This window comes from Microbulbifer variabilis, assembly GCF_052467165.1.
On sequence record NZ_CP174301.1, the window covers coordinates 2,051,543 to 2,064,076 of the forward strand.

General features: G+C 48.6%; 9 protein-coding genes. 6 read left to right on the top strand and 3 right to left on the bottom strand.

All coding sequences use genetic code 11. The features are described from left to right. Window positions 1-24 precede the first annotated feature (24 nt). The gene (locus ACJJIP_RS09230) at window positions 25-2,235 is read left to right on the top strand and encodes a hybrid sensor histidine kinase/response regulator (protein WP_020412886.1); all 2,211 of its coding nucleotides are present in this window, start codon (window positions 25-27) and stop codon (window positions 2,233-2,235) included. A 79-nt stretch (window positions 2,236-2,314) separates the two neighbouring features. Here ACJJIP_RS09230 and ACJJIP_RS09235 read toward each other — a convergent pair whose 3' ends face one another. After that, on the bottom strand, window positions 2,315-5,452 hold the full coding sequence (locus ACJJIP_RS09235) for a TonB-dependent receptor (RefSeq protein WP_444946723.1): 3,138 nt from the start codon (window positions 5,450-5,452) through the stop codon (window positions 2,315-2,317). Window positions 5,453-5,691: 239 nt separating this feature from the next. Between ACJJIP_RS09235 and ACJJIP_RS09240 the strand changes: the two genes are divergently transcribed. Together ACJJIP_RS09240 and ACJJIP_RS09245 are read left to right on the top strand one after the other, a co-directional pair. Further along, entirely contained in the window at window positions 5,692-6,519 is an 828-nt protein-coding gene (locus tag ACJJIP_RS09240; RefSeq protein ID WP_444901531.1) for a S1/P1 nuclease, read from the top strand. Window positions 6,520-6,781: 262 nt separating this feature from the next. Next, the gene (locus ACJJIP_RS09245) at window positions 6,782-7,078 is read left to right on the top strand and encodes a hypothetical protein (protein WP_157533442.1); all 297 of its coding nucleotides are present in this window, start codon (window positions 6,782-6,784) and stop codon (window positions 7,076-7,078) included. A 14-nt stretch (window positions 7,079-7,092) separates the two neighbouring features. Here ACJJIP_RS09245 and ACJJIP_RS09250 read toward each other — a convergent pair whose 3' ends face one another. After that, the gene (locus ACJJIP_RS09250) at window positions 7,093-7,998 is read right to left on the bottom strand and encodes an aldo/keto reductase (protein WP_444901532.1); all 906 of its coding nucleotides are present in this window, start codon (window positions 7,996-7,998) and stop codon (window positions 7,093-7,095) included. A 241-nt stretch (window positions 7,999-8,239) separates the two neighbouring features. Here ACJJIP_RS09250 and ACJJIP_RS09255 point away from each other — a divergent pair, with 241 nt between their 5' ends. Next, window positions 8,240-8,809 carry a DJ-1 family glyoxalase III gene (locus ACJJIP_RS09255; protein ID WP_353376239.1) on the top strand — a complete coding sequence of 190 codons (570 nt, stop codon included), beginning with the start codon at window positions 8,240-8,242 and terminating at the stop codon, window positions 8,807-8,809. 485 nt (window positions 8,810-9,294) lie between these two features. On the opposite strand, the gene ACJJIP_RS09260 is transcribed toward ACJJIP_RS09255, so the two are convergent. Beyond that, complete coding sequence (locus tag ACJJIP_RS09260; RefSeq protein WP_353376238.1) at window positions 9,295-9,708, bottom strand: hypothetical protein; 414 nt, start codon at window positions 9,706-9,708, stop codon at window positions 9,295-9,297. Between the two features lie 1,024 nt (window positions 9,709-10,732). Between ACJJIP_RS09260 and ACJJIP_RS09265 the strand changes: the two genes are divergently transcribed. Further along, entirely contained in the window at window positions 10,733-11,122 is a 390-nt protein-coding gene (locus ACJJIP_RS09265; protein ID WP_282953413.1) for a c-type cytochrome, read from the top strand. Window positions 11,123-11,128: 6 nt separating this feature from the next. After that, a complete protein-coding gene (locus ACJJIP_RS09270) occupies window positions 11,129-12,520 on the top strand; it encodes an FAD-linked oxidoreductase, L-gulonolactone oxidase family (RefSeq protein WP_444946724.1) in 1,392 nt (463 codons plus the stop codon). Window positions 12,521-12,534: the final 14 nt, after the last annotated feature.

The window sequence follows — 12,534 nt, forward strand, 5'->3', positions numbered from 1 at the left end:
CCCAATCTCCCAGGGAAGGTCGCAATGCCACTATTTGATCGCCCTGAACTGAAGGTTCAGAAAGACCGACGTATTTGTCGCGCCACTGATATGCGTATCGCTAAATACAGCCGGCGGGGTATGCTGCTCTCCCTCTGTGCCTTCCTGATTGCCGCCACAATCGGGGATATGCGCCTGGAAGCACCGCGCCTTTTACTGATCCTGGGTGGGGGCTTGGTGATACTCACCCTGATCAGGGGCTACTACGTATTCCGCTTCGACTCCCTTTACAGCGCGGGACCGAACCGCTGGCGAAACCATTATTTCTTCGTCTCTATTCTTGGCTCCATTTGGTGGGGTTTGACACTGTTTTACTTTGTCTACCTGATGGGCTTTGCGCCTGAAACGCACTTTCTGTGGATCTACTCGGTTATATTCTGCTCAAGTGTGACTACGGTATTTTCTCCATATCATCGTTTTCTCACCTGGTTTACAGCCACTTCTCTGCTGCCGGCCGCTCTGATGGCTCTGTTCTCGGGAATGGTCCTCGGCACAATTTACGGCACCCTGACCCTTGCTTTTATTTGGCTTACTGCACACCAGGGGCGGCGCGAATCAGAAAATTACTGGGAGCGACTGTCGGCCATGCAGGAGCTACAGCAGCGTGCCAGCAGTCTGGCTGCCGCGCGCAAGCACTCAGAAGCTGCGGTGGAATTGACTAACGAGTTTATCGTTAATATCGGTCAGGAGTTTCGCAGCCAGCTATCAGATGCTCTTGGCGCAATGGCATTATTGGAAGCGGAGCCTCTCAGCGACCGCCAGCGGGAGTGGGTTGAGCTTGCCAAAACCGCCAATAGTCAGCAGCTCAAGCTGGTGGATAATGTTGGGTTATTCACTCGAGTGGCGCGAAAGGATATCCGCCTGCGCCAGGGACCTTTTAATCTGGTCAAAACCATCGAGAAATCTTTTAAGTTTGCCGCCCGCTCCGCCCACGGCCAGGATTTGGAGTTCAATTTCCAGATTGATGACAATCTGCCAGTAATGGTTACCGGGGATAACCGCAAGACGGCCCAGCTAATTCGTAATTTGGTAGATTCAGCAACAGGTATTGCCCAGCGCGGTGAGTTATGGGGGGAAGTTAGCTTTACGCCAATCACGACAGTGGAAGGCCAGTTGAATATTACCCTGATGGATGACGGGCGTGGTGAGATTCTCCCTGATGAAAGCGAATTGTTCGGTGCTTTCTCACGAATGGACACCACTCAGGTTACGACCGGCCTGGGTTTATCGATTGCCAAAGGGCTGGCAGAAGCGATGGGAGGCTACCTGCAATTGCACTCGACTCCCGATGGCAATCGCTATCAAGTGGTAATCAAATTCGATATGGAGCCGAACCAGCGCACTTACCTGACCCCGGATCGCCGTCTGCAGGATAGCGAAGTATTGCTGATTCACCAGAAGGGCCTGTTTATTTCCGGGCTGGTGCAGGTATTGCGCTCGTTTGGTATGGATGTGAAATCCCTGCGTTGGTGTGAAGGTTGCGAGTGCGAGGTACAGAAGCTGCTTAAGCTGGCTTTGGAGCGCAATCAGCTGGTAATCCTGGTGCCGGCGATGGGAGATGACACGCTCTTTAACTCGTTAACGCCGTATATGTACAAGGCACACACTGAAGGCAAGGAGTGTCCGGTGATCTGCCTGGGTGGGTTTGGCCAGAAGTCCTCCTTTGCCCAGCTACAGCACGCAGTACCTGCTGCTCAGTACCTCGGCCGTCCAGTGACTCGCAAAGAGTTACATGACGTAATTGTCGAGCGCATATTTGGTGGAATTAAAAAAACTACACGCAGAGTAGTAACTGGGGGGGCTGATCAGCCACGTCAATATTCACTGTTATTGGTAGAGGAGTCCCGTCCACACCAGTGGGTGACAGAGGAAATGCTGCAGGCCTTAGGCTATCAGGTGGATGTTGCAGGCAATGGGGATGAGGCCCTTATTCGCCTCTCCGAAGGCCACTATGACCTGGTGTTGGTAGATTGCCAGCAAAATACTGACCACAGCGCGGAAATTATTGAGATGTTGCGCCGCTGGGAAACTGAACACCGGCCCGACGATCGATTGCCAATTGTTGCCCTGACCAGTACTACTGAAGAGCAGTTTGAAGGGCGCTGCTTAGCCGCCGGAATGGACGACTACCTGACAAAGCCTTTAAGTAAAGATTTACTGAGAGAAACCTTAGCCCGTTGGCTTGGGAGTGCGTAAGTCTAAAAAAATCCAGCTGCGGTTTGTTAAGCAGGCTGGAAGTAAAAAAGCCGCGGCAACTGCCGCGGCTTTTTTATGATTAGAATTCGTAGCGAATTCCCATGCGTGCACTCCACAGCGAGGCGTCGGCGACTCGGGTTTGGCCAGCAGGATCATTGAATTCATTGAAAACAAAACGCCCCTGATCATCTATGCTGGCATCAACGGCAGCTTGGAAGCGGGGGAAGGCACCCTCGTACATTACTCCCCAATCATCGTTCAGTAAGTTGCCCAGGTTCTCGATAACAAAGAAAGCATTGAGTCGGTTGTCAGCGCGCCAGCCAGGCAACTCCTGGTCAATACGCAGATCGAACTTAGTCCACCAATCGCTGCTGAGGGAGTTGCGCTCCATAGTACCGCTGTCCAGGTCTTCAGAGTCGACCCAGGCGAAGAATGCCTCTGTATCGAAGTCATCCCCAAAGACAACATTCGCATCGCCCATGCCTGTTGGAACGTAGAGTAGCCCACGGCCCCTGCCGCCATCACCGAAGATACGGTCAGAGAAAGTATAGGAATAGGGCACACCTTCGTTAGCGCTACCGAAGAGGGTAAAGCGAGTCTCATACCCAGAGAAAAACTCCTGGGCGTAATCCAGCTTCAAAGTGAATCGGTGCGGAACTACATAGTTTGAAGTAGCCGTACCCGGGTCCTGGGCATCTACCGTGGCGATGGTGGTGTAGTTTGAGTAGGCTACAGAGCTGGTCATGGGGTTTACGTCTTCAGCATCGGTATAGGCGTAACCCACTGCTACATTCAGGCCGAAATCGAAAGATTTACTGAGTCCTAATGAGAAGACGCTGGAGTAGCCAGAATCGCCGTCAACATTGGTGAGCATATAGTCGCCCCTGCGACCATTGGTGTTAGCGTAAACCGCACGGCCATCGACGGTACTACTCACCTGCTCCAGTGACAGGTCCCGAATAATGGCTGCATCCTTATAATCACTATAGAGGTAATCGGCAGAGAGCAAATAGCCAGATTCAAACTCATAGCTACCGCCAATTGCATATTTCCAAACCGATGGAACTTCAAAATCCGGATCCATCATATTCACACCACCTAAAGTGCCATCTCCACTGGCTACCTGATCATATAGGGACTGTGGTACATCAAAAATTGGGGCGCCGTTGCCAGCCCAGTCCATATCAAATAATGGCGTGCCGCTGCCATCACTCGCTTCAATTTGTATAACGCCATTGTTGGAGTAATTATTGGAAATCCATACATTCGGATTGCCGCCAGAGTAAAGGCCAATTCCACCATGTAGCTCCAGGTTATCATCAACATTCCAGCTCAAGCCCAGTCGGGGTTGCAGAAGGTCGAGGCCGTCCATGGTGTGTTGGTTGGAAAAGCCATAGGCTGCTGCGAAATCTGTATTAGCGACAGGTCTGTCGTCACTACTGTAGCGATCGTAGCGCAGGCCGGCTACAACTGTGAGGTCAGCGTCAGCAAAAGTGTATTCATCCTGCACATAGAGAGTGTCGATGCTGTAAGCAAATTCAGCTGCGGCATCCAAGATATTATTGGTACCCGTGGCATTCTCGTAGATGATCAAGTCGGCAACGCCCTGCTCAAAATTTTCAATGCTACTGAAGCGATATTCACCAGCGGCCTCCTGGATGAACAGGTTGTAAATATCGAAGTTTTCGTGCTCGTAGCCAGCTGTAAGGTTGTGTTCACCTAAAAGGAGCTTGCCGGCGAGCTTAAAGGTCAAGTTGTCATAGCTCAGTTTATTTGCGTGGCGGGAATCATCAGCACCCAGATAAACGGTTGCATCTGTATCACTGCCATCGTTGTCATGGTCATAGGAGGTGCTGATCTGTACTTCACCAAAATCGGTACCTCCCAGGGAATTTTGGCGGTTATCCAGTTCGGAATAACCAATCTTCATTTCAGTAGAGAAGATATCGCTCCAGTCTGAGAAGAGCTGTACTACATAGGCGTTCAGCTCTGCGCCGCGCTCATAGTAGTGATTGGACAGCTCCAGCTCATCTGGATCTCCATCGGCCTCAGCGATAGAAAAGCCATCGTTGTAGTTGTAAGTAAATGCTGCGCGATGGTTTTCAGAGATGTTCCAGTCGAACTTAACCAGCAGCTTCTCGTCCTCCTCTGGAAGGCTGCTGGGCAGACCACCTGGGTTGTAGCCGTAGACTTCGTTGGATATACGCACAATTTCATCCAGTTGGGCTTGGGATACGCCCTGGACTTCAGTTGCGGCACTGCTTCCAGCGGGCCCCCGGTCAAAAGTAGCTACGCCTTCAAGCTTCTCATAAGCAGCAAAGAAGAACAGTTTGTCCTCAATAATGGCGCCACCTAGAGTAGCGTTGTAACGCTTCTCATCAAACTCGGCTACGTTAATGTCCTCACCTTCCAGGGAGTCCCCACGAAAGCCATCATCGGTGTAGTCATAGAAAAAGGAACCGTGCCATTCATTAGTGCCAGACTTGGTCACAGCATTAATGTTACAAGCGCTGAAGCCTCCGTACTGTACATCAAACGGTGCGAGCTCTACGGCCACCTGGTCGATAGCGTCATAGGAGAAGGGCATGCGCTCGGTTGGGTAGCCATTACTGTTCAAGCCGAAATTGTCATTCATACGCACGCCGTCAACAGTCAGGCTGTTGAAGCGTGGGTTGGCGCCGGCGCATTGGACTGAATCTGCGTTGGCCTCGTCTATATAAACACGAGGGTCTAGGCGCAGCAGGTCCTTGATGTCACGACCGCCAGCAGGCGCACTTTTCAGGTCGTCGCTGTTGAAGTGGGAAGAGGGACCTACTGCAAGCCGTGAACTGCTCAAAGCTTGGCCAAGCACGCTCACCTCCTCAAGATTGGATGAACCCAGGGTTAGCATTAGCGGCAGGGTATCGCCTACCGATAAGTAAATGTTCTCGAGTACCCGTTTGCCTTGGCCGGATTCAACGGTCACCGTGTAAGGGCCGCCAACACGCAGACCACTCAAATTAAACTGACCGGACTCCCCCACTTGCGCTACGCGACGGCTGTTAGACGGAGTATGAATCACCGTTACTTTCGCATCGCTTATTACTTCGCCACCGCTGCCAGTAATAGAGCCGCGAATAGCTGCGGCTGTTTCCTGTGCATGGGAAACATGTGAAGTGCCAATCGCGGAGATAATTGCAGCGGATAGGCACATGCGCCGGAAAATGGAAGGTTTCATAACTAAGTCCTGGTCTTAAAAAAGAGCCAACAAAGTGGCTTTGAGAGTACTGGTTGTAATCGGCTCCCGAGACACTTTCCCCAGGTCCCGGCCAGTGAGCTTTTTAGCGGGTGATATTTAAGGACTGGTTAACGATTTGTTGCAGTTCTGTAACGATTACGGAAGAGGTTGGCTATAGATGCCAAGTTGTCACAAACTCTCATTAAAGTTAGCGACAAAATACTGCAATGGAAAAATCAATGAACGGGCTGGTTAATGTCTTTCGAGTAGCGCTACTCCTGCTCAGTACTCTCGGGCTGAATAATAAGGCTGTTGCCTGGGGGGATGATGGGCATCGGGTAGTGGGTGAGATTGCCTGGCACTACCTGGAGCCACAGGTGGCTGGTGAAGTTCAGCTGCTTTTGCAAAGAGCAAATGAGCCGGACTTGGCTGAGTCAGCAACTTGGGCGGATCGTATCCGCTCTAATGAACAATACGACTGGGCCGCTCCAATGCACTACATTAATTTGTCCAAAGAGTGGACCAGTTATGTTGAGGCCAGGGATTGCCCGCCTGCGGGCTGCATCCTCAAGGCAATCAAGCAGTTCTCGCAGATTTTGGGTGATCGAAACCGAAAACCAGAGGAGCGTGCAGAAGCCTTAATGTTTATCGCTCACTTTGTCGGCGATCTGCATCAGCCACTCCATACAGGCCTGTATTCAGATAAAGGTGGCAATGATGTCCAAGTCCGGTTTTTAGGTATTGACACTAATTTACATGCCCTATGGGACATACATTTAGTATCCAGGATAGTTTCCGATTGGCACAGTTATGCAAAAGAGCAAACAGAAAAGATAAGCGCAGCCCAGCGCCACTTGTGGCAATCCACAACAGAGGCCCAGTGGGCTCGGGAATCCCACCAGTTAGCCCACAAACTCGCTTATACGAGTGAATACGAATTAGGAGAAAAGTACTTCCTGCGTTGCCAGGAATCTGTGGAAATGCGCTTGCAACAAGGTGGAGTGCGTTTGGCCGCAGTGTTGAATAAAGCCCTTGGTGAGAGAGGTATTAACATCGCAGACAATTAATGCTTGAAATGTTGTAAAGCTTGGCTATCAGCACTTCCCATTGCCTTAGTTTTGATCGTGAACTGATTGTTCCTGTTTGATTATGCTAATAATCTAGTAATACAGCTCCCCTGCAATTGTCAGCTGGGGAGCTGGCCAAGCACAACAAGGTGGAGTTAAAGTGATTATGAAAACTCAGGCGAGAAACCTGGCCCGAATAGTCGGGGTACTTGTTATTTTAACTTCGATCGTGCACTGGAAGTCTTTTTTCATAAGCATCAGTATGTTCGGAACATCACCCGGCGTGGCCAGTTTGGGGTTACTGCTGCTGGCACTCGCTATCTTTAGCGCTGTGGGCCTACTGGCATACAAGGGGTGGGGTTTCCTTGTCTTTTATTGCTTTGCCCTGCTTGCCACCATAGGTTTTTCGATACCCCTAATACCATTTGTCGCAAGTTGGTTTCCGTTGGCAGTCCGGCCATGGGTGATGATCGCGATCAACATTTTCATTCTCATCGCAATACTTGCCGCACACTCAGAGTGGCGTAAGTCTCGTGCTGCAGGAGAAGGGGATAGTTAGGCGCCCCTTTTTAACTAGGGGACATTATGTCCCTTGGATGCAACCCATATCCGATACCACTGTTCCCGGGATAATTCGAGTTTTAGTGAATCCACAGCAGCTTTCAAGCGAGCTATTTTTCCTGAGCCGATAATAACCAATGGATTGGCTGGCAGTTGTCTAACCCAGGCGTAAATCACCTGGTCGAGACTTTTGGCACCAATTTCTTCCTTGAGTAATTCAAGTTCACTAAGCACTCTTTGAGCCTGTATATCGCCTCCACTGAGTAATCGTCCCCCTGCGAGACAGGACCAAGCCATAGGGCGTATCCGATGCATTTGCAATTGATCCAGGGTGCCATCATGGGCCACGGAAAAGTTAAGCGGATTTATTTCAACCTGATTGGTTACTAATGGCACTTCCAGCCGTGACTGCAGCAAGGCAAACTGGCTCGGTGAAAAGTTGGATACTCCGAAATGCAGGACCTTGCCAGCTTTTCGGAGCTTGGTAAAAGTTTCTGCAACTTCTTCAGCTTTCATCAAGACATCCGGTCGGTGGAGCAGAAGAACATCAAGGTAGTCTGTCCCCAGTAGGGAAAGGGAGTTATCAACGGACTCTATTATGTGTGTAGAGCTGGTATCGTAGTGGTTAACCTTTCGAAGGGGGAATTTGGCTGAGCACAACTTGATATTGCACTTGGTCACTATTTGAATCTGCCCTCGCATACCCGGCTGCAGTTTTAATGTTTCGCCAAAGAGTTGCTCACATTCATAGTCACCATAGATGTTGGCGTGATCTATGGTAGTAATTCCCAAGTCTACGTGTTGTTCAAGGAAGCTAAGGCGTTGCTGGGGTTTCATTTCCCAGTCAGCCAATCTCCAATAGCCCTGAACCAGTTCGGAGAGGTATGGGCCCTGGGGGCGTGTGATACTTTCAGCCATCAGCATTCCTGTCAAAGATCAAAAATCTTGATTATGCCTGAACTATGCATGCTTAACAGGAATCCAGAGCGGCATTAAGCCAGTAGTGTCACCAGGGCACAATTTCCCATCGGTAGAGTAGGCCACTGCGTACATCTGGAGAACCGGGAGTAGCCTTATGGTCAAGAGTTGGTTCAAGTGTGTGGATTGTAAACGTTAGGTCTATAAATACTTAAGCCCTGTATTTATGGGAGCTGTAACTGTGTCAAAAATACTGATTCCAATCGCTGATGGTAACGAAGATATCGAGGCTATTGCCATCTACGACATTTTGAGCCGAACTGACGCGAAACTGACTTTGGCATCAATTATGCCGAGTAGGCGTGTAACCACCCTGCGTGACCTTGTCATTGAGGCACCCAGCAGCCTAGAGGAATGCCTGGATACTACTTGGGATTTAATTGCGCTACCGGGAGGCAAGGAGGGGGCGGAGCATATGCATGACTCGGAGCCTCTAATGAGGCTAATCCAAAAGCAAATTGAGTCTGGGCGCTGGTTAGGAGCAATCTGTACCGCTCCTGTAATCGTACTTGGTAGACATGGCCTAATAACTGATTTCAAAGCAACTTGTTATAGGACTTTCCGTCGTGAACTCAGTCAATATGTGAGGGAGACTAGCGACCAACGAGTGGTGGTTGATCGAAATCTAATCACTAGTCAATCTCCAGGTACTGCGATAGAGTTTGCTTTTCAACTAGTCACCTGCTTGTTTGGGGAGGAGCAATCAAAATCGATTGCTCAAACTGTGAATGTTTATCTACCGCCGGAATAACTGCATCGATTTTAGTTTGTGCACATAGCTTTTTATTGAGATGGTATATTCGTATCTCATGATTACTTGCTGCCATACGCTATTTTTATGCGGTCTTCACTAAAAAAGCAGAAAGGGCTGTGGAGACAACTGGTTTCAATGTGCTGAAAAGGGATATCCAGGCTTTGTAATTCTCGCAGAAAGCTAGTGGTGTAATTTGCAGGTGCATCCATGGTACCTGTAAAGAATACTAAATCCATAGGCATTTCTTCGCGTTTTTTAGACCACTGGCTTACCTGGAACCAGGGGAGTGGCTGTTGAAGTCAGTTTCAGAGACAAACATTTGCTCGACGATGCTGGGGCGGGTGCTCTTAAGGGTACTTCGGCTGTGGATGGCGCCATCCCAGGAGATTATCTTAGAGAAATACTCAGAAATTTGAAACCAATTTTCGTTGCCCCAAATCCTCCCATTGAAAACCCCTGAAGGACTCTGTGTTCCCGTCCCTTTATGCTGAGACTAATTGGTTGGTTTGCTTTAAGTTAGTTTTTGATTTTCGGAAAATATAAATAACAACCAGAGAGAGAGAAAATAATACAAAGGTCAGTATCAGCCCTCGTATCATAATAGGATCGTATTGCTCCTGGAAAAGAGAGAGAACACGAGTTAGCCCATTAAAGAGGAAATAAAGTGAGGCTGGTACAAGAATTATCCAATCCCGGCGGAAAGTTCCTATTGCCGTAACCACAGCTAACATAAGTAGAGGAGCACCGAGTGTGCGCACATTAGTCAGGCCATAGTCTGAGACGGCATTAAACCCACTGGCTTCGCTAATTGAGCCGGGAAAAAATATACAGGCTATAGCTGCAGAGGTGAAGATAAAAACAAAAATTGTAGAAATTATTTGTGCAAAGCGTATCACGGTGCTTCCTTTATAGTATGTAAACGAAAAACGACTTGGTCTGCTATGTCTGTTATTTTCCTTAAGTATAAATATTGAGTTCCTTCATGTTTCTTGTGCAGTGTTGGTGCGGGCCACGTGTTCTTACTGTACAAATAGCGTATCTAAAAAATGACGGATACTTGGCTGGCTGATTTGGCTTTCGCCGCTCACAATAAGAGAACATAAATAATACTCAGTAATTTTTTGCCATGGCTAAAAACCTTGGCGAAGACTTTTTGAATTCTCTTTGTTAATACGTTCTATATCGATGGACCCCAAGATTTTCATGGCTGTCTTCTGTACTGTAGAGCCCCATTAAAGACATAAGGTTGATATATGTCAACTAAAATCTTAAGGGCTTTCTTACCGTTTTCGTTTGTTGTAACAAACAAGGTGTTTGGGATAACGATGGATGTGTAGTCAGTAGAGTGTAGTCTTGCCACATATTGCTGTTTGCGTTCAAAGCCTGGCTTGACCAAAAGGTCAATTTTGAGGTAGTTGCTAGGTGGTTTCTATCTTTTTGTATAGGTAGGTGGTTCTAGAGGCAGGTTCCTATCAGTGGATTCAAAATAGTTAAAAGCTTATTTATGTAGGCTATAAATGAATGGTTGCTTTCCCGGTATTTTAATTTTGGTATGGTTATAATTTTGCACAGGAATTTCTTTCAATAATAATTATTTTGCTTGGCTTTCAGGAGCTTCACTAAAAACCGTGAGGTTATGGCAACTTAAGTTCCAGTACTTCTGACCTCTTGAAAGGGCACAAACCCGTGAGGTATCGATTGGGGTTTGATAAGTTGCGAGAGTAATGATATCTAGCGGTAAAAGTTTCTTTAATTGGTACGCAACAAAATTGGGCTAACGCCCCCTTATCAGACCGGCCAGTTCCGCTAGTTGTTTTAGAGGTCAGTCTGTTTAACAATGGTGACAAAATTAAGTACACAAACCCTCTCAGATTTATATCTCTGAGTGATAATTAACAATAATGTAGTCGGTGTACATACATGGAATTGGTAAGCCTGCGCCGAAGCCTTGGGTTAGTCGGCATCTTTCTAATTTTGGCCCTCCTTACAAGTGGATGCTCTAAATCACCAGAGAGCACAGTTGCCAATCGTGCAGCTCTGGGTGAGCGCGCACTTTCCCTGACACCAGCTGATTCTGATCTTGCAGAAATATATATTCGGACCTGTCGTAGCTGTCATGGTACCGGCGCTAGTGCCGCGCCTTTAACCGGCGACTTGGATAACTGGAAGCCACGTATGGATAAGGGAATGGATATATTGGTAGATAATGCTATCAATGGTTTTCAGGGGATGCCCCCGCTAGGCCTTTGCTTTGAATGCTCACCAGAGCAGTTTGAGCAGTTGATCGCTTTTATGGCTACGGCGGAGTAGGGAAGTATGCATCAATCACGTCGCCGTTTCGTCACTACCCTGGCTGCCGGATCTGCAGCTTTTGCAGCATCCCCAATATCATCAATAGCGCGTACTTTAGTCCAGGCAGCTGATGCTGCTAAACCCCGTAAGATTCGCTGGCGAAACTGGTCGGGGTCCCAGGAGTGCATACCCGATAGGCGCCTGGCACCAAAAAATATTACTGAATTACAGGAAATAGTGGCGGAGGCTAGTGGTACTGTGCGTGCAGTGGGTGCTGGTCACTCTTTCACTGCGCTGGTGCCAACAGAAGATACGATAGTTTCTCTCGGTCGTATTAGCGGACTATCTGACCACAATGCCGAAAACTCCCAAGCCACGGTCTATGCGGGCACACGGATAGCAGATATTGGCCAGCCTCTGGAGGAAGTAGGGCAGGCCTTGATTAACCAGCCAGATATCGATGAGCAAACCCTTGGCGGATGCCTGGCAACCGCCACCCATGGCACCGGTGCGAATTTGGGTTGCATGTCCAGTAATGTTACTGGTCTGGAAATGGTAATGGCCGATGGTGATATCCTCTGGTGCGATGCAGAGAATAACCCGGAGGTGTTTTCTGCGGCCAAGGTTTCCCTGGGGTGCCTTGGCTTGGTGACCAAGGTGCGTATGCAAAATCAGCCCAGCTATCGCTTACGCCGTGAGTCCTGGGTGGCGCCTATGCAAGAGATTTTGGATCAAGCTGAATCGCTGGCGAACTCTAATCGAAACTTTGAGTTCTATTACATCCCTTTCTCCGGGATGTGCATGGCTGATTCTCATCAGCTCACAGAAGAGGATATCTTTTCCACTGAGCGTGAGGATACCAATGAAGCAGTGATGACTCTTAAGAGTGTAAGAGACTGGCTGGGCTGGTCCCCCAAGTTGCGCCGATTTGCCTTGCAGTCCGCCATGGAAGACATTGAAAAGGAAGTAGTAGTGGAGTCCTCCTGGCGTAACTATGCTAGCGAACGCAATGTCCGCTTTAATGAGATGGAATACCACCTGCCCAGGGAGGCAGGCTTAGCGGCATTTGCTGAGATTCAAAGCTCTATCGAAGAAAACAACCTTAATGTTTTCTTTCCTATCGAGGTCCGCTTCGTTAAGCAGGATGATATCTGGCTGAGTCCTTTCTATCAGCAGGATTCTATTTCGATAGCCGTTCACCGTTACTTTGAAGAGGATCACCAGCCACTGTTCAAAGTGCTGGAGCCAATTATGCGTAAGTATGGGGGCAGGCCGCACTGGGGAAAGTTAAACACTTTGGAGGGGGGGGACTTCGCTAAGCTTTATCCACGCTGGCAGGACTTTATGAAAGTTCGCCAAGAATTGGACCCCAGCGGAAAGTTCCTGAATTCCTACTTAAAATCACTAATTGCTTGATGTTTTTTGACAAC